Origin of the sequence: Rhizobium sp. RHZ02 (genome assembly GCF_014851575.1) — a bacterium.
In the GTDB taxonomy this organism is placed as follows: domain Bacteria; phylum Pseudomonadota; class Alphaproteobacteria; order Rhizobiales; family Rhizobiaceae; genus Rhizobium; species Rhizobium altiplani.
Genome location: NZ_JACUZX010000013.1, coordinates 111,431 through 132,741 on the forward strand (window position 1 = coordinate 111,431; position 21,311 = coordinate 132,741).

The 21,311-nt window shown below is 58.4% G+C and carries 22 protein-coding genes and 4 pseudogenes; 12 read left to right on the forward strand and 14 right to left on the reverse strand.

Annotated elements, in window-relative coordinates; all coding sequences use genetic code 11:
- Positions 1-85: 85 nt before the first annotated feature.
- Positions 86-256, forward strand: a pseudogene (locus tag IB244_RS32780) (arginine deiminase family protein); the annotation flags it as partial.
- Positions 257-301: 45 nt separating this feature from the next.
- On the opposite strand, the gene IB244_RS19135 reads toward IB244_RS32780, so the two are convergent.
- The gene (locus IB244_RS19135; protein WP_312867252.1) at positions 302-502 is read right to left on the reverse strand and encodes a TspO/MBR family protein; all 201 of its coding nucleotides are present in this window, start codon (positions 500-502) and stop codon (positions 302-304) included.
- A gap of 87 nt (positions 503-589) precedes the next feature.
- The gene (locus tag IB244_RS19140; RefSeq protein ID WP_192241092.1) at positions 590-1,924 is read right to left on the reverse strand and encodes an NAD(P)/FAD-dependent oxidoreductase; all 1,335 of its coding nucleotides are present in this window, start codon (positions 1,922-1,924) and stop codon (positions 590-592) included.
- Positions 1,925-2,083: 159 nt separating this feature from the next.
- Here IB244_RS19140 and IB244_RS19145 point away from each other — a divergent pair, with 159 nt between their 5' ends.
- The 5 genes and pseudogenes from IB244_RS19145 to IB244_RS19165 all read left to right on the forward strand — a co-directional run bounded on the left by IB244_RS19145 (position 2,084) and on the right by IB244_RS19165 (position 5,672).
- A complete protein-coding gene (locus tag IB244_RS19145) occupies positions 2,084-2,695 on the forward strand; it encodes a sigma-70 family RNA polymerase sigma factor (protein WP_246733770.1) in 612 nt (203 codons plus the stop codon).
- Positions 2,692-3,345: a ChrR family anti-sigma-E factor gene (locus tag IB244_RS19150; RefSeq protein ID WP_192305247.1), complete on the forward strand. Its 654-nt coding sequence runs from the start codon at positions 2,692-2,694 to the stop codon at positions 3,343-3,345. The genes IB244_RS19145 and IB244_RS19150 overlap by 4 nt, the downstream gene beginning before the upstream one ends.
- 3 nt (positions 3,346-3,348) lie before the next feature.
- Positions 3,349-4,158, forward strand: a complete 810-nt coding sequence (locus IB244_RS19155; RefSeq protein ID WP_169683051.1) for a DUF1295 domain-containing protein — start codon at positions 3,349-3,351, stop codon at positions 4,156-4,158.
- Between the two features lies 1 nt (position 4,159).
- Positions 4,160-5,076, forward strand: a pseudogene (locus tag IB244_RS19160) (SAM-dependent methyltransferase).
- Positions 5,077-5,105: 29 nt separating this feature from the next.
- Positions 5,106-5,672 carry a hypothetical protein gene (locus IB244_RS19165; RefSeq protein WP_312867249.1) on the forward strand — a complete coding sequence of 189 codons (567 nt, stop codon included), beginning with the start codon at positions 5,106-5,108 and terminating at the stop codon, positions 5,670-5,672.
- Here the strand turns inward: IB244_RS19165 and IB244_RS19170 are convergent.
- Entirely contained in the window at positions 5,637-6,038 is a 402-nt protein-coding gene (locus tag IB244_RS19170; RefSeq protein ID WP_169683057.1) for a DUF2177 family protein, read from the reverse strand. The two genes, IB244_RS19165 and IB244_RS19170, sit on opposite strands and share 36 nt — an antisense overlap.
- A gap of 117 nt (positions 6,039-6,155) precedes the next feature.
- Here IB244_RS19170 and IB244_RS19175 point away from each other — a divergent pair, with 117 nt between their 5' ends.
- The 4 genes and pseudogenes from IB244_RS19175 to tnpC form a co-directional block, all read left to right on the forward strand.
- Positions 6,156-6,533, forward strand: a complete 378-nt coding sequence (locus tag IB244_RS19175) for a DUF2147 domain-containing protein (RefSeq protein WP_018116541.1) — start codon at positions 6,156-6,158, stop codon at positions 6,531-6,533.
- Positions 6,534-6,555: 22 nt separating this feature from the next.
- The gene (locus IB244_RS19180; RefSeq protein WP_192305251.1) at positions 6,556-7,380 is read left to right on the forward strand and encodes a DUF1365 domain-containing protein; all 825 of its coding nucleotides are present in this window, start codon (positions 6,556-6,558) and stop codon (positions 7,378-7,380) included.
- Positions 7,381-7,459: 79 nt separating this feature from the next.
- Complete coding sequence (locus IB244_RS19185; RefSeq protein WP_169683061.1) at positions 7,460-8,695, forward strand: SAM-dependent methyltransferase; 1,236 nt, start codon at positions 7,460-7,462, stop codon at positions 8,693-8,695.
- 477 nt (positions 8,696-9,172) lie between these two features.
- Positions 9,173-10,482, forward strand: a pseudogene (gene tnpC / locus IB244_RS19190) (IS66 family transposase); the annotation flags it as partial.
- 195 nt (positions 10,483-10,677) lie between these two features.
- On the opposite strand, the gene IB244_RS19195 reads toward tnpC, so the two are convergent.
- The 6 genes from IB244_RS19195 to IB244_RS19220 form a co-directional block, all read right to left on the reverse strand.
- Complete coding sequence (locus IB244_RS19195; RefSeq protein ID WP_169683063.1) at positions 10,678-11,103, reverse strand: BA14K family protein; 426 nt, start codon at positions 11,101-11,103, stop codon at positions 10,678-10,680.
- Between the two features lie 332 nt (positions 11,104-11,435).
- Positions 11,436-12,848: a dihydropyrimidinase gene (gene hydA / locus IB244_RS19200; RefSeq protein WP_169683064.1), complete on the reverse strand. Its 1,413-nt coding sequence runs from the start codon at positions 12,846-12,848 to the stop codon at positions 11,436-11,438.
- Complete coding sequence (locus IB244_RS19205; RefSeq protein WP_113471638.1) at positions 12,848-14,119, reverse strand: cysteine desulfurase-like protein; 1,272 nt, start codon at positions 14,117-14,119, stop codon at positions 12,848-12,850. The genes hydA and IB244_RS19205 overlap by 1 nt, the downstream gene beginning before the upstream one ends.
- Positions 14,120-14,147: 28 nt before the next feature.
- A complete protein-coding gene (locus tag IB244_RS19210) occupies positions 14,148-14,885 on the reverse strand; it encodes an amino acid ABC transporter ATP-binding protein (RefSeq protein WP_025662401.1) in 738 nt (245 codons plus the stop codon).
- Positions 14,882-15,556: an amino acid ABC transporter permease gene (locus IB244_RS19215; RefSeq protein WP_018116615.1), complete on the reverse strand. Its 675-nt coding sequence runs from the start codon at positions 15,554-15,556 to the stop codon at positions 14,882-14,884. The genes IB244_RS19210 and IB244_RS19215 overlap by 4 nt, the downstream gene beginning before the upstream one ends.
- A gap of 70 nt (positions 15,557-15,626) precedes the next feature.
- A complete protein-coding gene (locus IB244_RS19220) occupies positions 15,627-16,421 on the reverse strand; it encodes a transporter substrate-binding domain-containing protein (protein ID WP_018116614.1) in 795 nt (264 codons plus the stop codon).
- A 163-nt stretch (positions 16,422-16,584) separates the two neighbouring features.
- On the opposite strand from IB244_RS19220, the gene IB244_RS19225 reads away from it, so the two are divergent.
- Positions 16,585-17,271 carry a FadR/GntR family transcriptional regulator gene (locus IB244_RS19225; protein ID WP_018857933.1) on the forward strand — a complete coding sequence of 229 codons (687 nt, stop codon included), beginning with the start codon at positions 16,585-16,587 and terminating at the stop codon, positions 17,269-17,271.
- Between the two features lie 428 nt (positions 17,272-17,699).
- The gene (locus IB244_RS19230; protein ID WP_246734496.1) at positions 17,700-17,855 is read left to right on the forward strand and encodes a hypothetical protein; all 156 of its coding nucleotides are present in this window, start codon (positions 17,700-17,702) and stop codon (positions 17,853-17,855) included.
- 45 nt (positions 17,856-17,900) lie between these two features.
- On the opposite strand, the gene IB244_RS19235 is transcribed toward IB244_RS19230, so the two are convergent.
- From IB244_RS19235 to IB244_RS19250, 5 genes and pseudogenes are all read right to left on the reverse strand, one after another.
- A complete protein-coding gene (locus tag IB244_RS19235) occupies positions 17,901-18,323 on the reverse strand; it encodes a type II toxin-antitoxin system VapC family toxin (protein ID WP_018857931.1) in 423 nt (140 codons plus the stop codon).
- Positions 18,320-18,574: a type II toxin-antitoxin system Phd/YefM family antitoxin gene (locus IB244_RS19240; RefSeq protein WP_192305253.1), complete on the reverse strand. Its 255-nt coding sequence runs from the start codon at positions 18,572-18,574 to the stop codon at positions 18,320-18,322. Before IB244_RS19240 ends, IB244_RS19235 begins: the two co-directional genes overlap by 4 nt.
- A 152-nt stretch (positions 18,575-18,726) precedes the next feature.
- Positions 18,727-18,882, reverse strand: a pseudogene (locus IB244_RS32315) (IS630 family transposase); the annotation flags it as partial.
- Between the two features lie 7 nt (positions 18,883-18,889).
- Positions 18,890-20,968 carry a recombinase family protein gene (locus IB244_RS19245; protein ID WP_192305255.1) on the reverse strand — a complete coding sequence of 693 codons (2,079 nt, stop codon included), beginning with the start codon at positions 20,966-20,968 and terminating at the stop codon, positions 18,890-18,892.
- 207 nt (positions 20,969-21,175) lie between these two features.
- A partial coding sequence (locus tag IB244_RS19250) for a transposase (RefSeq protein ID WP_246734503.1) occupies positions 21,176-21,311 on the reverse strand: 136 nt, incomplete at its 5' end.

Sequence of the window (21,311 nt, forward strand, 5' to 3'; positions counted from 1 at the left end):
CAGGGCGCCTCAAAACTTGATCGTCGCCATTCCAGTTGCGCCGGAAGAAACGCTTGCGGAGATGCGAACATATGCCGATGACGTCATGCCAATCGGCAAAGGCAACGTGCTAATCGGCATGAGCGAGCGGACCTCGCGCCAGGCGATCAGAGCCAGGTTGCCCAGGCGCTGTTCGAAAAAAGTGCGGCCGAGCGCGCTATTGTCGCAACCAAAGCTACGCGCTGCCATGCATCTTGACACGATCTTCACATTCGCCGACGGTGACGTTGGCGCAACCGGCGTCGGAAGGGATCAGAGAGATTCAGCTCACCCAAGCCATCAGAATATACAGTGCGGTCCAAACAGGCGCAAAAATCCAAGCCGGTGGATTAAAGGCTGGCTTGAGCAGTCCAGAATACCAACCAGCAATATTTGGGTAGGTGGCCAATTGGCCGAGCAGCGAAACCATAACTACGGGAATTATCGCCATTGCTGTGTTTATCAGAACGGACTGTTTACTCATGTCGGACACGTTTCTCGCTTCAGCATTCTCGGTTAAGAGGGTCGCTTGTGGGTGGCTCTTCGACGAGACACACACTCACACGGAAACTCATGATCGCGCACCGACCGTTCGAAATATGCGATCCGATTCCCCGTCGACAGACCACGGCCTAGCGATACCGCCCAGGTTTTCGCCGACTGCAAGGCCGACCTGGATCGCATCCTCATGGAAACCGGATCCGAAGTAGGAGCCGCAAAACCAGGTGTTGGCTTCACCCTGGAGCGACCAAAGCTGTTTCTGCGCTGCAAGCGTGGCTGCGTTGAACAAGGGATGCTTGTAGCGGCCGCGCCAGATCACCTTGTCTGCGGCCGGGTCATGCAGCGGGCTGAGCGTCACGAAGAAGGAGCGCGGTTCGGCGATACCCTGCAGTCGGTTCATCCAGTAGGTGACACAGGGCTTTTGCCGCGCGGCGCCATCACGCCCCGAACATGCCAGATAGTTCCAACTCGCCCAGACGCGTCGGCGGCGGGGCAACAGGCTTTCATCCCCATGGAGTACGGTTTCGTTATCGCCATAGGCAAAAACGCTCAGCAGTTCCGCCTCGCGCTGCGACCGGTCGGCCAGCATAGCGAGTGCTTCATCGGCATGAGTACCAATCACGACATGGTCGAACCACTCTGGTTGTACGCCGGGCACGAAAACCTCCACCGCACCATTCACACGACGAATCGACCTCACCGGGGCATTGGTACGAATGCGATCGCGGAAGGGCGCGGACAGCCGCTCGACATAGGCGCTGCTTCCGCCGACCACCGTGCGCCAGATCGGCCGACGCACGAATTTCAGAAGGCCGTGGTTCTCGCAGAAGCTTACGAAGGAATGCGCCGGATAATTGCCGATCTCCAGCGCCGGTGTTGACCAGATTGCAGCCGCCATCGGATATAGATGATCCTCTCGAAAGGCTCGGCCAAAGCCTGCGCTATCAAGATAGTCGTTGAGGCTCGCGGATGGATCGAGATTTCGCACGCCGCTCGGCGCCTCGCGGTAAAAGCGCACGAGGTCGCGCAGCATCGACCAGAACCGTGGGTTTGCAAGATTACGGCGCTGGGCAAATAGACCGGCAAGGTTCGTTCCTGCATATTCAAGTTGTCCTCCGTCAATCGAAACGGCAAAGGACATGTCCGAGGCCTTGGTCGAGACATCAAGATGCGCAAATAGTGCCGTCAGGTTTGGATAAGTCGTTTCATTATAGACGATAAAGCCCGTATCGACCGGGACACCGCCTGCATTGACGGTGTGACAATGACCGCCGACGCGATTGTCAGCCTCAAAGACCGTCACCTCATGACGTTTCGAAAGAAGCCAAGCAGCGGAAAGACCGGCGATGCCCGTGCCAACAACAGCAATCTTCATCGGCCGGTCCGATTGAGGAAAATGGCGCATGTCGATCCTTCTGCAGCTGTCGATATTGTCGAAACCTTATAGTAACGTGTACGAAGAGCGGCTTCTGGCGGATCACTACAAGCGATTTCTGCACGTGTGATCCGCTTTGGAGACCGCCGCGTAAAAGGATGCATGAATGAAGTTTCGAGCTCCATTGAGATGGATCGCAGACCAGGCGTGCCGAGAGGCCGGCGACTTGCCGTGGTGAGTTCGAGGGATGTACAGCAGGCGCCTTCACCCGATGCGCTCGCAGAGATGATGGTTCAGATTGCTCAAGACCGCGACCGACAGGCCTTTGCGCGGCTTTTCCGCCATTTCGGGCCGAAGCTGAAAACCTTCTTTCTGCGCTGGACGCCCTCGTCGGGCATGGCCGAGGAGCTCATGCAGGAGACGATGCTGACGGTGTGGCGCAAGGCTTCGTATTTTGACCCTGCGCGGGCGGGTGTTGCCACATGGATCTTTACGATAGCCCGCAACATGCGCATCGACCACGTGCGCCGTCAGCGCAATCCCTCAGCTCTGCCGCCCGATCCCGAGAATACACCGGAAACGCTTGAGGAGGGATTAATTGGGGCCGAGCGGGACGCGTTGGTGCGCCGGGCGCTAACCACGCTCTCACCGGAGCAGCAAACGATCATCCGCCTTTCCTATTTCAACGAGAAATCGCAAGCCGAAATCGCCGATGAACTGGGCATCCCGCTTGGCACGGTAAAATCTAGAACACGCCTGGCAATGAACCGCCTGCGCGCGCTGCTGGAAGACAAATCATGACGATCACACACCACGCAACCGACGAAACCTTGATGCGCATTGCGGCCGGCACGCTTGCCGCAGGTCCGGCCATCGCGGTCGAGGCGCATCTGGCATCTTGCCCGGCCTGCCGCTCTCGCGTTCGCGAACATGAGGCGCTCGGCGGTGCCCTGCTGGAAGAAATAGAACCAACGACGCTTTCGGCCACCGCGCTGAGTGATGTGCTTGCAATGCTCGATGATGAGGACGCGGGACACTCTCTCGTTCTGCCGCCACTTGTGCCGGTGGAGATCGAGGGCATTCCCCTGCCAAAGGCCCTGCGCGGCTGCGCAATCGGGCGCTGGCGCTGGATCGGCCCCGGCATGAGGATGAGCCGGGTCGGCGTGCCGCACGATCCGGATGCCAATCTCATCCTGCTCAAGGTTAGCCCGGGCCGCGCCCTCCCCGATCACGGACATGTCGGCACGGAATTCACCTATGTCGTCTCGGGCTCGTTCTCAGATCGGTTCGGCACTTTCCGCCCTGGTGATCTTGCGGAAATGAATGAAGATGCCGAGCATCAACCTATTGTCGACAAGAATGGCGAGTGCATCTGCCTTGCCGCCATGGAGGGAAAGATGCGGTTCAAAAGCTTTATCGGCCGCATGCTGCAGCCGATCTTCGGGATCTGAGCCGTGGCGGCGACCGCGCTTTTCATCCTGCTGGCAGCCGCTGTTTCTCTTGCGATGACTGCTGTCTGGTTTGCCGTGGTAAGAAGCGCGGCATCCGGCTGGATCGACGTAGTCTGGTCGTTTCTCGTCGGAGCTACCGGCCTGTCAGCATCGCTCGTCCCGGTCGATGGCTGGGAGGGAGAATGGCAGCGGCGGCTCGTTGTCGCCGCCCCCGCCGGGTTATGGTCCTGCCGCCTAGGCCTCCATATCCTGCAGCGCACCCTACAGGGCGGAGAGGATCCACGATATGTCAAACTGCGTGAGGAATGGGGCAAAAGCTGGCGTTTACGTTTGTACCTGTTCCTGCAGATACAGGCAGGAGCCGCGCTACTCTTAACTGCAACCATCTTCATCGCCGCACGAAACCCTTCAACGGGCCTGCAATGGAGTGATTTCGCCGGCATTGCCATCCTTGTTATAGCCATAGTCGGAGAAGGCTTCGCCGATGCGCAGTTGGCGCGATTTCGCGGTAAGTCCGCGAACCGCGGAGGGATCTGTGACGAGGGCTTGTGGAGCCTCTCGCGCCATCCGAACTACTTCTTCCAGTGGCTCGGATGGACCGGATATGCAGTCATCGCTATCGGCCCCGCAGGGGTATGGGGCTGGGGTTGGCTGGCGCTTGTCGGTCCCGCCTTCATGTATTTGCTGCTCGTGCATGTCTCGGGAATTCCGCCGCTCGAAGCGCATATGATGCGCTCACGCGGCGCGGCCTTCTCCGCCTACGCCAATCGCGTCAATGCTTTCTGGCCTGGCTTGCAAAACGGGGAAAGCTGACATGAATCTTGTCGCTGCCGCCATCGCTGCCGCCGAGCAGCTGCCGCTTCCTGATGACGCCTTGCGCTTCGTCATCAGCCGGTTCGTCGGTCGCAGGCGCAAGCTTCTGGCGGACGGAGGCGGTGTGACGGATCGCGAGTTTGCGCAATCGATGACCGGATGGCCGATCGCCGTTCACACCGATGAAGCCAACGCGCAGCATTACGACCTACCGACGGCGTTCTTTGCGCTGACGCTCGGTCCGCGCCGCAAATATTCCTCGTGCCTTTATACCTCACCCAACAGCACGCTAGCGGAAGCTGAGATTGCGGCGCTGGATGAAACCCGCATTCATGCAGACCTTGCGGACGGACAGGATATTCTGGATCTCGGTTGCGGCTGGGGCTCCCTCTCGCTGTTCATTGCCGAGCGTTACCCGTCGGCCCGCATCGTCTCCGTTTCGAATTCTTCATCGCAACGCAGCTATATCGAGACTGAAGCCAAACGGCGCGGTCTTCTGAACCTGACGGTCATCACCGCTGACATGAATAGCTTTGCTCCCGACAATACCTTTGACCGGATCGTCTCCGTCGAGATGTTCGAGCATATGTCCAACTGGAAGTCGCTGCTTGAACGGGTGCGCGTCTGGATCCGTGACGACGGGTCCGAGAATTTAGCGACAGCTTCATTGTCGAAAGGGACTGGCGCTGGAGCGGAAAACATTACGAACGCACGGCGATTGACTGGCTAGATAATTTCGACCGGAACCGCCACATCATCCGCGCCATTTTTGAGGCGACCTACGGGCAAGATGCGGCGCTCTGGATGAGGCGCTGGCGGATATTCTTTCTCGCAACGGCCGGGCTTTTCGGCCATGCCAATGGCGAGGAATGGGGTGTCAGCCACTATCGCCTGCGACCCGCCAGCGCACGGCCGTGACCTCCCTTTTCAGAACACTTACAAAGATCGTGCGAGCCTACGCTCGCCACCCAGACCCACGTGTCGCTGCAGGGAACGTCATTTCACTTCTGATTGCCTCGAACCAGCCGTTTTATCCGCTTTACCTTTTCTGGCTGGTTAGCGCCGACATAACGCCCGCCTGGTTCACTTTCCTTTCAACGCCGTTCTTTCTCGTCGTGCCCGCCGTTGCACGTTGGAACTGCGTCGCCGCCCGGGCGCTCCTGCCGCTGGCGGGTATCGGTAATACGGTACTTTCGGCTTGGCTCTTCGGCACGGCATCCGGGGTCGAGATCTTCCTCGTTCCCTGCGCGGTGATCGCCCTCTTGCTGTTTCGCCCGCACGAACGCCTTATCGGGTTGGCGCTGACCGCAGTCGCCTTCGGCGTCTTTCTAGTGTGGCACGATGCCTATGGGCCGCCGCTAGCGTGGTATGACGCGGCCAAATATTACGCTCTGGCGCGGCTTAATCTCATCAGCGGCTGCACCCTTACAGCTTTCGTCGCCCTTATTTTCTCCAACCTCCTTGCGCAGGCCGAGCAATCATCCGAGCCGGCTGGCGGCCCAAAAGCCGCTTGATGCGCCAACGGCAGTTACGAAGGCGCCCCAGAGAATATCGGCAAGCGTGATGGCCAGTGGCCAGTCCTTCAACGTAGCCTGATTGGTGAGGTCATAGGTCCCATAGGCCATAAGACCAAGCACGGCGCCGTTCAGTGCAGCCCTGCAAAGACCGCCTTTCCCGAGAGCCGGAAGCACGGCGAAGAATACAATGCCGGCGACATAGGTCAAATAGAAGAAGATTGCCGGGGCCAGGTGGAACTGCGGCGCAAGCTTATCGCCCAGACGCGGTCGGTAGAGCATATCTGCCATCGTCGTAAGCCAGATGGCGTCGACAGTCAGGAAAGCGACGCCTGTCGCCAGATAGGCCGTGATCATGGTTTTCATATGGTGTCCCCCCGATGGTGTCGACATTCTCTACGGCATCACCGCCTCGGCGGATCACCTCGAGTGAACCGATCGACTTGCCCGTGCGTATGTCACGAAAAGAAGGAGAATGGACCGATGAGGATAGCGGTTCTGACTACGTATGCCGCCTTGATATCGACAGCCGCCGTGCAGGCGCAGCAATCCGCCGATCCGAGCGGTATCTGGCTACGCGACGACGGAAACGCGCGTGTGCGCATAGCACCCTGCGGCAGCAATATCTGCGCGACCAATCTGTGGATCCGCGATACCACCAAGGGTGAAGAGGCCGGCGATCGCCTGGTCATGTCCCTTCAGCCGAAATCGTCCGATACACTAGCAGGGACTGCTTATGACCCGAAACGAGACCGCACATTTTCGGTCACCGTGCGGGTCTCCGACAAATCGCTTCTCACCCGCGGCTGCATTCTGGGTGGGCTATTGTGCAAGAATGTGCGCTGGCAGCCTTCCCGGTGACGGACTCGGCAAGGGGTAAAGAATGAGGGAAAACCGCATCACGAGCATGGCCAACAACGGCCCGCCGCCCGCGGCGGCCGGCACGCTCTTTCCAGGTAAGGTCATGCACCAGCGGCTCAGTCCCTTCGGCCATCGCTTCAGCTACAGCGTCTTTTCCTTGTTAGTGGATATCGACCGCCTTGGCGATCTTGCCGAGCTCTCCAGCCTGCTGTCGGTCAATCGGCCTGGCATCGTTTCCTTTCACGAGCGTGATCACGTCGACGAGAAGGACGAGATGCTGCGCCAGTTTGTCGATCGCCTGCTGGCACACGCCGGACTCGAGAAGCCGGCGGCACGGATCCTGCTGCTCGCCTATCCGCGTATGTTCGGATACGCCTTCAACCCGCTCGCGACCTACTTCGCCTATGATGAGAACGAGCGATTGATCGCGATCATCTACGCCGTGCGCAACACTTTCGGCGAGCGGCATAACTATGTGGCGCCGGTGCTTCCGGGCGAGGAAAGTCCAGCCGGTATCCGCCAGAGGAGGACGAAAATCTTTCACGTGTCGCCCTTCATGGACATGGGGCTGCGCTACCACTTCCGTATCTTGCCGCCCGGCAAAACCGTGCGGGTGCGCATCCACGAGACTGCTGGCGGGCAACCGGTGCTGGCCGCCACGTTCAACGCCGACGCGGCACCGCTGACCGACGCCAACCTCGCTCGCTGCCTCCTGCGGTTCCCTTTCATGACGTTGAAGGTGATGGCCTGTATCCACTGGGAGGCACTCAGGCTATGGCTGAAGGGCGCAAGCTTCCGAACCAGCCCGCCCCCACCCAAGACATCAAGCTACCGGGACACCACCTGACCTGCTTTTGGCGTAGCAGTGGTCGAGGCATAGACGCACAAGTCCTCGCAAGCAACAATGAGATTTTCGGGAAATAATCGTGGTAGCCCTGGCAAGAATACTTAAGAGAGCCATCAACAGGACTTTAACCAAGGACGGGCTTCTCGCGAAGGCAATAGTTGCCGCCGTTTCTTCGATAGATACCGGTAAAATTACAGTGGTTCTTCCATCCTTAGAACGGGTTGAGAAAACCGGCACCCGGCCGGGACCGTCCGCGACGATCGTCATTCGCAAGTGGCGCACCATCAAGCGGCTTGCGACACGCGGTGATCTGGGCTTCGCCGAGGCCTACATTGATGGGGATTGGACGACGCCGGATTTGGAAGCCTTCCTGGAGCTGACCGCCCGTAACATCGATCTCCTTGATAGAAGGATTTCGGGTAATGCAATCGCTAGGCTGTTAAATCGGCTTCGTCACACGCTGCATGCAAACAGTAAGGCCGGAAGCCGAAAGAACATCGCCTACCACTACGATCTCGGCAACGCGTTTTACAGACAGTGGCTCGATCCGAGCATGACCTACTCGTCCGCACTCTATTTGGAGCCGAACCTAGGCCTGGAAGGCGCGCAAACAGCAAAACTCGAGCGGGTAGAAGAGCTGCTGAAGCTCAAGGGCGGGGAGCGTGTTCTGGAGATTGGCTGCGGCTGGGGATCGCTGGCCCAAAGGCTTGGCCGTGCCGGTGCGATGGTAAGCGGCGTCACGCTTTCCTCTGAGCAATTGGCATTTGCGACAGGGCGCATTCGAGCCGAAGGGCTCCACGAAACTGTTAGGATTGAACTGAAAGACTACAGGGATGTGACCGGAACCTACGACCGGATTGTTTCGATTGAAATGCTAGAAGCGGTAGGCGAGGCTTACTGGCCCGTATTCTTCAAAACGCTGCATAAACGGCTTCGCCCAGGCGGACATGCTGTACTCCAAGTCATTACCATCGACGAGAACCGGTTTGCCGCCTATCGTCGCACGTCAGACTTCATTCAGCGCCATGTGTTCCCCGGTGGCATGCTGCCGACAAAAGCGGTCATCCGGACACAGGCCGCGCGCACCGGCCTTCGGTTGGCACAATCCGAATATTTCGGCATGGATTATGCGAGGACGCTCCTCGAATGGCGAGAGCGATTCCTGGCTGCTTGGCCCAATATCAAAGCAATGGGCTATTCCGAGAAGTTCTACCGCTTGTGGGACTATTACATGTGTTACTGCGCTGCGGGCTTTAAGGCGGGGACCATCGACGTGGGCCTCTACGTCCTAGAAAAGCAACCGGAAGACAAATAGCGGGTCGATTTGCCGGCGGCTCGCTATTACGCTGTGACTGCTGGTTGACGACAAAGCCTGTCGGCCCGCATGGCCGAGCGATGACCGGAGGTTAAGCCAAACGACGCGTGGAAGGTCGCTTGCGATTCTTGCGTGAGAGCCGCTTGCCACAAGCACCAGAGCCGCCTTTGTCACGGCCGCGAAAGAGGCCAAAATTAACGTCAATGCAAATTCGAAAACGTTCCGCGATCGGGCAGGGTGGCGGGTTTACGGTGATGACGTGCGGGCAGCGCTCGTCGTTGTTTGGGAGGCGTCGGATCGAATTTGCGGCAAGCGGCTACACATGGGGTAATCGCGGTGCGACTGCCCCCGGCAACTTTATGCAAGATGATGCTGGCTGGGTTGGTTGCCCCCGATAAGATGGAAATACGGGCTCACGATTGGAACCGGGGGCCCAAATATCGAATGGAGGCAACCATGGACCGATATATAGGGCTTCCGGACAAGGCGGTTCCTCGCAAGGAGCGTAAGGCCCGTGCACTGCCCGAACACCTGCCACGGGTCGAGAGAGTGATCGAGCCCGAGAGCATCGTTTGTCCCTGCGGTTGCGGCAACATGGTCCGGATTGGCGAGGATCGGACGGAACGGCTCGACCGGATTCCGGCGCGCTACGAGGTGATCGTCACGATCCGCCCGAAATACGCATGCCCCAAGGGTCGAACGGGCGTCGTCCAGGCGAGAGCGCCGGCACATCTTTTGGAAGGGAGCTGCCCGACCGAAGCCCTTCTGGCTGAGATTGCCGTCTCCAAGCATTCCGAACATATGCCGCTCAACCGGCAGGCTGAGGTCATGGCGCGACACGGGGTGCCGATAGACCGCACGGTCCTTTCCGATTGGATGGGGCGCACGGGCAGCGAAATCGCACCGGTGGTCGACCACATGGCAAAACGGCTACTGTTGGAAAGCACGCGGCTCTATGTCGATGAGACCACGGCTCCGGTGTTGGATCCGGGGCGAGGCAAGACGAAGACCGGTTATCTCTGGGCCGTGTTGCGTGACGATCGCGGCTGGAATGGCTCCGCGCCGCCGGGCGTGGTGTTCCATTATCGACATGGGCGTAAAGGCGAATATGCCGCTGAAATCCTCGAAGGGTTTAACGGGACAATCCAGGTCGATGCCTACGGTGGTTACTCTCACCTCGCCACGTCGGACCGGGTGGGCGGTGACCCGTTGAAACTGGCTTTCTGTTGGGCGCACGGACGCAGAAAGCTGATCAAGGCCACGCCAAAGAGTGGATCGCCCATCGTCGACGAGGCGCTGCTGCGGATCGCCGCGCTCTACAAGATCGAAGACAGTATCCGGGGCTCAGATCCCGATCATCGGCGGGCAGTTCGACAGCACCTGTCCCTCCCGCTGGTGGACGCGTTCTTCACCTGGCTGGCAGCGCAAGCCAAGCGTCTCTCACGCAAGTCTGACCTCGGAAAAGCCCTGGCCTATATGCTGACACGGCAGGACGGCTTCCGGCTGTTCCTGGACGACGGCCACGTCGATATCGACTCCAACCTGGTGGAAAACGCGATCCGCCGTCCGGCCATGAACCGCCGCAATGCCCTCTTTGCGGGGCACGATGAAGGGGGCCGTAATTGGGCCGGGTTTGCCAGCTGATCGGCACTTGCAAGATGAACGGCGTTGAACCCTGCGCCTATCTGTGCGACCTCTTCACCCGCCTCGCAAATGGCCACCTCGTCAAAGACATCGATACCCTGATGCCATGGGCCCATGTCGCCCGCATCAAGGCCTCACAATGAGCTCGTCAGGTACTCGTCGGTGAGCGCATTTGACGGCCCGTAGATCAACCTCAGATCGCTGCAACTGATTGAGAAATCGATGGGGCGTGGACGTCGCATACAGAGAGGCGAACGGCATCGCCGCAATAACGCTCGAATCCGCCAGAAGGGCGTTCGAACGTAGACTAGGGGCACCTGGCGGTAGGAGATAGGCGATTAGCGCCATCGATATGGTCCGACACATTCGCGACGGGGGCCGTAGTAAGGCTGGAACGTATTGTCGAATGCCCTGTACGTACGATAGCGCGCATAGCACCAACTCACATGGCCGCCGCCCTCATAGGCGACTGACGGTTCATACCCGCGGTACGGCCAATAAGAGCTATCTGGCCGGCGCTGATACCCGTAGAACGAGCCGTAATATGTAGCCCCGTAGGGACCGTAGCGAGGCCGTGTTAATGCGCCGCCGACGATTACACCGTAATCGCCGTATGCGCCGCCGCCTCCGTGACGCCATTGCACGGTTTCTGTTTGCTGCGGCAATTGGATCCCGGGTGGACTAATTGCCGGAAACGCTTGAGCTGATGTGATGCCGAGAACGCTTATGATCAGTCCAAACGCTACCGGGCCTAACTTGTCCATGGTCTGCCCTGCTCCTCAACCGACGTTGAGCGTAGTATGACGACAATCGTTCCGTGTAGCTACAAGCAAATAGGTGCTCCCGAAGCGATCCTTGGCCACCTTGCACGCGACCGGCCGATGATGAAATGCCCCTTGGCAGACTTCTCTACAACAGTTGCGCCTTCGATGGCCGCTTTCGTGCCAAGGCAAAGACCTGCATCGGCTTCCCCCAAAATGCGAAAACGCCGAGAACGGGAAAGGGCTATGGCTCTGCGGTAGCACCCTCAGCCGCTCTCCAGCTTTCAACCACCATACTTCGCCAAGCTACGCAAAACCAAAGAGCGTTTTCGCATTTATCTATTTTGCGATACGACGCCAACTTTCGCCCGGCGAAGATAGGCACCCTGACCCGCAGCGCCGGTGAACGCCTCTCCATCAACGATGGTCGCGCCACGCAGGATGACGCGCACGGGCCAGCCCTCGACCTCAAGACCTTCATAGGGTGTGTAATCGGCGCCGTGATGCAGGATGTCGTTGGTGATGGTCACCTTCTTCGACGGATCCCAGAGGGCAATATCGGCATCCGAGCCGATCGCGATCGTGCCCTTCTGCGGATAGAGGCCATATTGCTTGGCATGATTGGTGGATGACAGCGCCACAAAGCGGTTGATATCGATCCGGCCTTTGCTCACCCCTTCCGAAAACAGAATGGGCAACCGCGTCTCGACGCCGGGAATGCCGTTTGGAATCCAACGGAAATTCCGCTTGCCCTTCTCGTTGAGCTTGCCTCCCTCATCCTCGTAACGGAAGGGGCAATGATCGGACGAGAAAAGTTCGAACGTGCCATTCTGCAGGCCTTCCCAGCAGGCAATCTGGCTTTCCTTGTCCCGCGGCGGCGGCGAGCAAACGAATTTCGCGCCCTCAAGCTCGGCAGCATCGAGATCGTCTGCCGTCAACAGCAGATATTGCGGGCAGGTTTCGCCCGCGACCTTGCCGCCGCGCTTGCGGGCCCGCTCGATTTCTTCCATCGCCTGGCGGTTCGAGACATGGACGATGACAATCGACGTATCGACGATTTCGGCAAGCGAAAGCGCCCGATGCGTCGCCTCGCGCTCAGCCGCGGCAGGCCTGCTCAGCGCGTGGAATTTCGGCGCCAGATCGCCATTCCGCTCATGTTTGCCGATCAGATAGCGGATTGCGTCTTCATTCTCGCAATGGACCATGACGAGCGCGCCGGAACGGCGGGCGCTGTCCAATGTATCGAGGATCTGGTCGTCGCGCAGGCGAAGGTTCTCATAGGTCATGAAGACCTTGAGCGAGGTATAGCCATCCTCGACAAGCGCCGGAAGCTCCTGCCCGAGCACATAGGCCGTGGGATCGCTAAGGATCAGATGAAACGATACGTCGATATGGCACTGGCCATCGGCCTTGGCATGGTAATCCTTCAGCGATTCACGCAGCGTCGTGCCCTTTTCCTGCAGGCAGAAAGGCAGGATCGTCGTGTTCCCGCCAAAGGCGGCCGAAAGGGTACCGCTCGCGAAATCGTCGGCCATGACGATCCCGTCGCCCGAGGGTTGGGCGATATGGACATGGCTGTCGATGCCGCCGGGCATGACATAGAGGCCGGTGGCATCGATGATCTCATCGGCATCATCAAGACCAGCGGCCAGCGCAGCGATCTTTCCATCGCGAATCCCGACATCGCTACGAAACGTATCGCTCGCGGTGAAGACTGTGCCGTTCTTGATGATGGTATCGAAATGCATCAGGCAGCCCCCTTGTTCAGGCCCGCATTGTCGCGCCCCAAGATTTCATCAAGCGCCGCAATCAGTCCATCGACCTCGGCGACCGTGTTGTAATGCACCATGGAAACGCGCACGGCGCCATTGTACTGCGGCAGGCCAACATGGTCGCCAAGCCGCCGCGCGTGGAAATCGCCAAAACGGATTGCGATCTTATAGGCGTCCATGGCCTTGCAGATATCTTCCGAATTGCGCCCCTCGAAGACGAAGCTGATCGTCGGGATACGCCGGCCATTGCGGTTTGCCGTCTCGCCGATGATGCGGCAATCGTTGCGGCTGCGCAGATAGGTTAGCAGCCGATCCGTCAGCGCGTTTTCCTGAATGGTGATCGCCTCGAAGGCCGCAAGGATCAGTTGACGCGGCGAGCCCGAGGCGCCGGATTTTGCGCCGAGTTCGCAGAGATAATCGACGATCCCCGTGACCGAATAGGCGAGCTCGTAGTTCGGATTGCCCGGCTCCAGCTTTCCCGGAACCTTGTCGCGCCCATAGAAGAAGTGATAAAGCGGATCGAGCTCCAGAAGATAATCATATTTGCCGTACATCATCGCGTAGTGCGGGCCGTAAGTCTTGTAGAAGCTGAAGACGTAATAATCGACATCCATCGCTCGGACATCGACGGCGCGATGCGGCGCATAGGCGACGGCATCGACACAGATACGCGCGCCGCGCGCATGCACCATGGCCGCGATATCGGCGATCGGATTGATGGCGCCGAGAATATTGGAGACATGGGTGACGCAGACGAGCCTTGTCTTCTCGCTCATCAGTGGTTCGAGATCGGCAAGGTCGAGCTCATAGGTCTTGGTGTCGAGCGGCCAGAACTTGACGACGACGCCCATGTCGCGCAGCCCGTCCCAAGGCCCGATATTGGACTCGTGGTCCGAAATGGTAACTATGATCTCGTCGCCGGCCGAAAGCTGGCTGCGCATGGCGCGCGCCAGATTCTGCAGCAGCACCGTGGTCGAGCTCCCGAAGATGATTTCTTCCGGGCGCGCCGCGTTCACCAGATGTGTGGCGGCGACGCGGCTTTCCATCAACGCCTTCGCCGCCTGCTGCGACACGTCGTAGCTGCCGCCGATCTGGACGTTCTTGTCATAGAGGAACGTATTGATGCGCTCGACCGCGCGCTTCAGGATCTGCGAGCCTCCGGCATTGTCGAAAAACGTCCATCCATGCTGAAGCCCCGGGAACTGGCTCCTGACAAAGTCGATGTCGAGTGGGCGTTGCGTCTCCATGTGGTCCTCCGGAACCTTGTCTTTATTGTCAGTGATTGAGAACGGCGCGCAGGAAGCTCTTCGTGCGCTCCTCCCGCGGATTGTCGAATATCTCGGCGGGTGTGCCGGCTTCCACTATCCGGCCGCCATCCATGAAAATGACACGGTCGGCGACCTGACGGGCAAAGCCCATCTCATGCGTAACCACGATCATGGTGACGCCGGTGCCGGCGAGCGTGCGCATGACGTCGAGCACTTCGCCCACCATCTCCGGGTCGAGCGCCGAGGTGGGCTCGTCGAAGAGCAGTACGCGCGGCTCCATCGCCAGCGCGCGGGCGATCGCCACTCGCTGCTGCTGGCCGCCGGACAGCTGTTCCGGATACTTCTCCGCCTGCTCGGTGATACCGACGCGGGCAAGCAGTTCGCGCGCCTTGCGGGCGGCCTCATCAGGCGGTGTGCCGCGTACCCGCATCGGCGCGATCATGATGTTCTTCATGACCGTCAAATGCGGGAAGAGGTTGAAGGACTGGAACACCATTCCGACTTCTGCGCGCACTTGCGCCAGATTGCGCCCGCGCTCCACCTTGATGCCATCGACCTCGACGTGGCTATCGTTTGCGAAGCTCTCCAGGTGGTTGATGCAGCGGATCAGCGTCGATTTACCGGAGCCCGAGGGGCCGATAACGCACACGACCTCGCCTTCGCCGATTGCCAGATCGATGCCGTGAAGGACCTGGAAATTGCCATAAGACTTGTTGAGGTTGTGGATATTGACAATGGTTTTCATCGACGCCTCCCGGCACTGAAGCGTTTTTCGAGACGGGCAACGATGCTGACCAGCGGCCACAGGAACGCGACGTAGATGATGGCTGCGCCAATGAGCGGCGAGGGATTTGCCATCAATGCCTGCGCCTGCGTTGCCTGCTTCAGCAAATCGGGCATGGCGACAACGGACGCCAGCGCCGTATCCTTCATCACGTTGATGCAGTTGTTCGTCAGCGGCGGAATGACGATCTTGATCGCCTGCGGCAGAATGATTTCCACCATCATGTGACGATAGGAAAGTCCGAGCGCTTCCGAGGCCTCGAACTGGCCGCGCGGAATGGCTTCGATGCCGGCGCGAAAGATCTCCGCCGTGTAAGCCGTCGAAACGATCGTCAAGGCAGCGGCGGCCGAAAGGAACGGCGAGAGCCGGATGCCGACGAAAGGCAAGGCATAGTAGATCACGATGAGCAGCACTAGCAGCGGAATTGAGCGGAAGATGTCGATATAGATCTTGGCAAGCGCTTGGAGAAACGTGGCGCCATAGAGGCGCAGGAGCGCGAGGATCAACCCACCCGCCAGGCCGCCAACGATGCTGACGACGCCAAGTTCGAGGGTGATCCAGAGGCCGGAGAGGAGCAGCGGAAAAGAGCGCTCCAGCACCGCCAGATTAAAAAAGGTCGTAAAGATATCCATTTAGGCACCGGTCGGTCGTTGTGGGGCGGATGGCGGACAAGCCGCCATCCGTGGCCTGAACCATCCGGCCTTACTTAGCAGCAGGCATGTCGGCGACCTTGATTGTAGAGGTCGTATCCTCGGCCTTCGCGCCGAACCAGGTTTCGTGCAGCTTGGCGATGAAGCCCTCGCCCTTCAGTGTCGTAATCACGTCGTTGACCTGCTTGGCCAACGGGTCGCCCTTGTTGAACATGATCGAGTATTTTTCGCCGGTCGGGATACGCTCGACGACCTTGATTGTCGGCTTGTCCTTTACGTAATACTGAAGCGCCGGAATATCGCTGATATAGCCGTCGATGCGGCCGGCAGCGAGATCGAGCATGGCCGGTTGCAGGCCTTCGAAGCGGCGGATTTCGCCGAGGCTGTATTTGGCGGTGTTGGTGGTTGCCCACACGTCGCCAGTCGAACCCGTGTCGACGCCAACCACCTTGCCGCTCATGCCCGAGAGATCCTTGATGCCGGCGGTAGCCATGACAGTAAGCGACTGGTCGCTGTCATAGTAGGGCTGGGCAAAGCTAACCGATTCCAGGCGCTTCTCGGTGATGGTGATCGACGAGACGGCCATGTTGATTCGGCCCGACTGGACGGCAGAAAAGAGGCCGTTGAACGGGATGTTGACGAATTCGACGGACTTGTTGAGGCGCTTGGCAATTTCGGTGATGAGATCGACTTCAAAGCCGACGGTCTTGCCGGTTTCGTCCTGGAATTCCCATGGCACATTGCCGATATTGGCGCCGACGGAAAGATCGGCGGCAAGGGATGCATGGCTGGCGAAGGCGAGAACGCCCGAAATCACCGCAGTCTTCAGAAAGGAAAAATGACGCATCTAGGTTCCCCTTGTTTTATGGCGCGTATTTTTGCTAATGGTCTAACCGGTCTGACCAGTCAGGCCAAATCAATCATGGTATCTTGTCATTTGCAAGCGCGTGATGGATTTAAATGTACGGGGCGAACCAGACGCGCCGATCAGATGTCGGAGAAGCGCAAGAATGCTGAACAGGACTTTGGTGCCGCAATCGGCGGCTCGACTGATACAGGACATGATCCAGAGCGGCGAACTCGCCGCCGGTCAGAAGATTCCGTCGCAGCGTGATTTTTCCCTGAAGCTCGGCATCAGCCGGGCCTCGCTACGCGAAGCGCTGCTGACTCTCGAAACTCTGGGCTTGATCAAAACCGAAGCCGGCCGAGGCACCTTTGTTGCCGACCCTGGCGCCCCGGGAAGCAATATGGCACCCTGGCGCTACTCCGACACCTATTCGGTCTTCGACGTCTTCCAGACGCGCATCATGCTTGAGGGCAATATCGCCGCACTCGCCGCCGGACGCCTCACCGGCAATCAGCTGCAGGCGATGGAAGCGGCAACGAAGCAGATGGAGGATTGCTGGGCCAAACAGGATCTGCTGGCCAATGTCGAAGCCGATCTCGAATTCCACGGCATCATTGCGTCTGCCTGCAGCAATGCCATGCTGCGGGCGCTTTACCAAGTCGTGCGCGAGCAGCTGACGGAAACGCAGCGCCAACCGATTCCGATCACAGAGCCCGCGCGCATGCAGGCCTCGATCGCCGAGCATCGCCGCATCATTGCGGCTCTAAGCGACAATGATGCGGCACGCGCCCGCCTTGAAATGGAAACGCATGTACTCAACACGGCGCGCTGCGCGGGGCTGAACCCGTGAACTTCAGTGGCGCGGCCATCATGACGGTTTCGATCGAGCAGAGGTGCCCCCCCACAAGCAACGCGAGCCGCGTCAACAACGCCGGCCATATATCGCGGGCACGACTCGTCTGGTCTAGAGCGGGGTCGAACCTACGACCCACTGTTGTTTCGCGTCGATCTCATCCGAACTCTTAGAGACGTCAGAGGCTTAGAAATCCCAGTCCTCGTCCTCGGCCGCCAGTGCCTTGCCAATGACATAGGAGAACTGTCTCGAATTTCTGATAGCTGTCGTCCTCTCGCTGCAAAAGTCTGAATCCGCTCGAGTGAAGTCTGGGCAGTCATCTAGCTCGCGATCAACTGACAGACCTGACAAACTATCTCGTGGAAATTGGATGGAAACGGATGGATAAATAGTGCATGACAGTGTCCCAAGAATTGGATGGGAATATGGAATTTCTAAACACGGCGACCGTGCGGATCACGCCCGAAGTCCTGTCGCTGATCACCGAAATCGACGAATTCAAAGGTGCTTGGCGTTCTATCGGCCGGATCGCGCCTGAGGGGCTATCCAGCCTCTGGCGATCACAAAAAACTCTGGGGTGATCTAAGGAATTAAAAGGACATCCCTAGCGGGTGCCCGCGCCGAGTTCAGTCTTGCCACGGGTCAACGACGATCACGCCCGTATCATCGAAATCCTGAACATTACGCGTGACTACAGTTAAACCGTGAACCAGCGCGGTAGCGGCGATCAAAGCATCAGCCTCGTTGCGGCGGTCTGGAATATGTAAGTGGGCACAACGCGTCGCTATCGCGTCATCGATTGGCAGAACTCGCTCGGCGAATTCAGGGCGAACACGACTATCCATCCATCCTCGCAAGCGAGAGCCCTGGGCGGCGTCGCGACGTTGGATGGTTAATATCCCGCGCTCAATTTCCAGGATCGTAATCGCGGAAATGAACAAGTCATTTGAATCTTGCGCCCCGACCCACTTTGTCACATTGGCGTCTGCTTTACCGTCTCCAACTTTTCGCAACTCGGAGACGACGTTTGTATCCAACAGGTACTTCAAGACAGATCGACCTCGCGAGGTGCAATTTCGACTCTCGGCGGATCCAATTCGATCGTCGACAAACCAGGCATTGAAAGAGCATCGACGAGATTGCGGCGCTTGCCGGTCAGGCGCACGAATTCGCTGTACGTCATCAACACATGTGACGGCTTCCCGCGATCTGTAATAACTACAGGTCCTTTTTTTGCAGCCTTCTTTGCCCTACTCACGTCGTGGTTCAACTCTCGGCTAGACAAACTTGTGATTCTCATAGAATTCCTCCATGTAGGAACATACCTACATATAGGATACGGTTGAATGTGGAGCAATATCCAAGTTAGCCGACGTGAACGGGTTGGAACTGATGACCCCTTTGTTTTGTTTTCCTCTGACAACAAATTGTCCAGGCTAAAGCTTGTCGCGTCTAAATCGCCTCATACCCTGCGGCCCTGAAGTAGTTTCGACATTCTTCGACGGGGAACAGTGCACAGATGTCGCTCAGGGCATTTGATATTGCGTCGAAACTCCTTGCGGCTTTCTTTCGTAGGAGCGTCTTGAGTTTCGAGAAGGCCATTTCAATCGCTTTGTCATGATGACTCTCCAGTGCAGGTTCCTGTTGAGGCCTGTGATAGGCTGACAAGCCAGATACGTTGCGTTCCTACTTCAACGATACGCCCTCTGAGTTTTCCCCGCCTGAGCCAACCGTAAGCCGTCTGTCGATGAATGCCGAGCTTTTCGGAAAGTTCTTGCAACGTCACTTCATCATCATTGCGACGCGGGATGTGACCCGACCAGATCGGCCGCTTTTTCCCAAGGCCTTTTCGCACGAGGAGCTTCTGCACTATCAGCGCGTCGAACCTGGATTTCTTGGCAGGTGACCAGCCTTGAGCGTTAAGATTGTCAGCGATCTGTTGAGCCGTTGCGCCCTGGTCACGCAATGCCGTGATCCGGGCTAAAATCTCGTCATGATGTTCAAGCTGTTCAAATCGCCTCACGGTTCGGATTATGGGGTGCGTTGTTATGATCCCGCCCGCCCAGTGACATTTTATCTCGGCGCGCTCGGTTTCACCGAACACCTGAATGACGACGCGATCAAGCATGATGCGTGCGATCGTCTGTCGGTCGAGCGCGCTGGTGGACTCGGCCGTCCAGAGAGACGGTACGTCTTCGGCCAGATGGCGGATAACCTCCTTTTCCTCTTCCGTTAACCGCTCGGGTTGTTTCGACAATGTCCGCTGGTGGTCATCGACGAAAGTTTGCCTCTTCGCCAGGGCAGTCTCCCAGTCCTTTTCCAGGGTCCGCGCTACTAGTCGGTTATCGGGGTCGACGGCCTCATATCGCCGGCGGGCGAGCGCAACCTCATAATCCGCCCGCTCCAGGCGTTGCTTCCATCCATCGTGAATCTGTTGTCGTTCGAGTTCAATATCCTCGGCAACCTGAAGGCTGACGTCGATCGCGGATGGCGATACAGCCTCGAGCACCAGCGCACTAACGCGGGCATCCACGGGACGAGCACTGATCGATTGGCAATGGCGACCTCCATAAGTCGTCGCCTCCCAACTGCAGCTATAGCGCGCCTCCCGGCCATCGTCGTTGTAGCCCGTAACCATTTTACGACCACACACGCCGCAAGAGACAAGTCCGCTGAGCAGTGCTGCGCCACCTCTTGGAACGCCGGGATATCGGGTACGGTTTTTCGCCATCTGGTCCTGATTTTGCTCATAGGTTTTCCAGTCAATGTAAGCTGGAAGAGCATTTTGGTGCAGTACCATCCACTTTTGCCGATCGCCAATAATGCGCCGGCCACTGTGAGGCTTTCCGGGTAACCGTAGGCGGCCATCGCTGTGACTGCGCCCGTAAACATAGGCACCGGCATAAGTGGGGTGACGAAGCATGTCGCCGATCGTCGCATTGTTAGGCCTGTTCCAACAGACATCACCCTTCTCAGGACCGCTGCGGATGCGGTCGGGAAGCGCGATGTCATGATCGACAAGGTAACGCAAAACACCGCTGATCGAACGACGCCTCTCGAAGACGGCAAAGACAAGGCGGATAATCCTTTGCACCTCCTCGTCCGGATCCAGAGCAACCTCCCCGGATGGCTTCAAAACATAGCCACGCGGAAGACCCAGGATAAGTTCGCCACGGCGCGCCTTCGCCTTGCGGCCTTCGTGCATGCGGCTCTTGAGAATATGCAGCTCAGCCTCACTCATCGTGCCTTTCAGGCCGAGCAACAGGCGGTCATTGTATGTGCTGGGATCGTAGACGCCGTCGGCATCGCCAATCAACGTGTCGAACAACGCACACATTTCCAAAAGCTGATGCCAATCGCGGCACGAACGCGCGAGACGGGATACTTCAATGCCAATGACCATTCCCACGTGGCCGAGCCCGACCTCGGCAACAAGGCGTTGAAAGCCCGGTCGATCGAGCGTTGACGCACCTGATCGCCCCAGGTCATCGTCAATCACCGTAATCTGATCGCGTCGCCACCCAAGTCGGCAGGCACGATCTGCCAACGCATATTGGAGCCGCGTCGACTCCCGATTGTGCTCGACCTGTCGTACCGTTGACTGCCGGACGTAAACGATCGCCTGGCGATCATGGTGGCCGGACTGGATCTTCTCTGTCAGCGCGAAGTCGAGACAACTCGGTTCCGCATTCATGACTGGCCTCCCGGTCCATCGACACATGTCGCTGTATCAGACTGGCAATCAGCGCCACCAGCCTCCGGCGCCGATCTGGCGGCAGATCCGTCCACCGGATATGTGTCCGCTTCTGGTTCATCACGAATCATCCATCGGGCCAGCAATATCAATACTCTATGGCCAACATAGGGTATCAACGGAAACTCGCCTTCAGAGGTTCCCTGATTATGCGTCTTCGATCGGATTCAGATCGGGCGAGTACGCAGGTAGAAAGAGCAGCCAGGCACCTTTTTGTCTGATGAGATTTTCGGCCTTTTCGCTTTTGTGGAAGCGAACATTGTCGGCAATCACGACGTCGCCC

Bases quoted from the DNA above. Each gene is read 5' to 3' on its own strand.
- IB244_RS19205 (WP_113471638.1), bottom strand. From the start codon at position 14,119: ATGGAGACGCAACGCCCACTCGACATCGACTTTGTCAGGAGCCAGTTC.
- IB244_RS19180 (WP_192305251.1), top strand. From the start codon at position 6,556: ATGAGGGAAAACCGCATCACGAGCATGGCCAACAACGGCCCGCCGCCC.
- IB244_RS19195 (WP_169683063.1), bottom strand. From the start codon at position 11,103: ATGGACAAGTTAGGCCCGGTAGCGTTTGGACTGATCATAAGCGTTCTC.
- IB244_RS19230 (WP_246734496.1), top strand. From the start codon at position 17,700: ATGGAATTTCTAAACACGGCGACCGTGCGGATCACGCCCGAAGTCCTG.
- IB244_RS19210 (WP_025662401.1), bottom strand. From the start codon at position 14,885: ATGAAAACCATTGTCAATATCCACAACCTCAACAAGTCTTATGGCAAT.
- IB244_RS19135 (WP_312867252.1), bottom strand. From the start codon at position 502: ATGAGTAAACAGTCCGTTCTGATAAACACAGCAATGGCGATAATTCCC.
- IB244_RS19150 (WP_192305247.1), top strand. From the start codon at position 2,692: ATGACGATCACACACCACGCAACCGACGAAACCTTGATGCGCATTGCG.
- IB244_RS19240 (WP_192305253.1), bottom strand. From the start codon at position 18,574: ATGAGAATCACAAGTTTGTCTAGCCGAGAGTTGAACCACGACGTGAGT.
- IB244_RS19245 (WP_192305255.1), bottom strand. From the start codon at position 20,968: ATGAATGCGGAACCGAGTTGTCTCGACTTCGCGCTGACAGAGAAGATC.
- IB244_RS19175 (WP_018116541.1), top strand. From the start codon at position 6,156: ATGAGGATAGCGGTTCTGACTACGTATGCCGCCTTGATATCGACAGCC.
- hydA (WP_169683064.1), bottom strand. From the start codon at position 12,848: ATGCATTTCGATACCATCATCAAGAACGGCACAGTCTTCACCGCGAGC.
- IB244_RS19140 (WP_192241092.1), bottom strand. From the start codon at position 1,924: ATGCGCCATTTTCCTCAATCGGACCGGCCGATGAAGATTGCTGTTGTT.
- IB244_RS19225 (WP_018857933.1), top strand. From the start codon at position 16,585: ATGCTGAACAGGACTTTGGTGCCGCAATCGGCGGCTCGACTGATACAG.
- IB244_RS19215 (WP_018116615.1), bottom strand. From the start codon at position 15,556: ATGGATATCTTTACGACCTTTTTTAATCTGGCGGTGCTGGAGCGCTCT.
- IB244_RS19220 (WP_018116614.1), bottom strand. From the start codon at position 16,421: ATGCGTCATTTTTCCTTTCTGAAGACTGCGGTGATTTCGGGCGTTCTC.
- IB244_RS19145 (WP_246733770.1), top strand. From the start codon at position 2,084: ATGGATCGCAGACCAGGCGTGCCGAGAGGCCGGCGACTTGCCGTGGTG.
- IB244_RS19170 (WP_169683057.1), bottom strand. From the start codon at position 6,038: ATGAAAACCATGATCACGGCCTATCTGGCGACAGGCGTCGCTTTCCTG.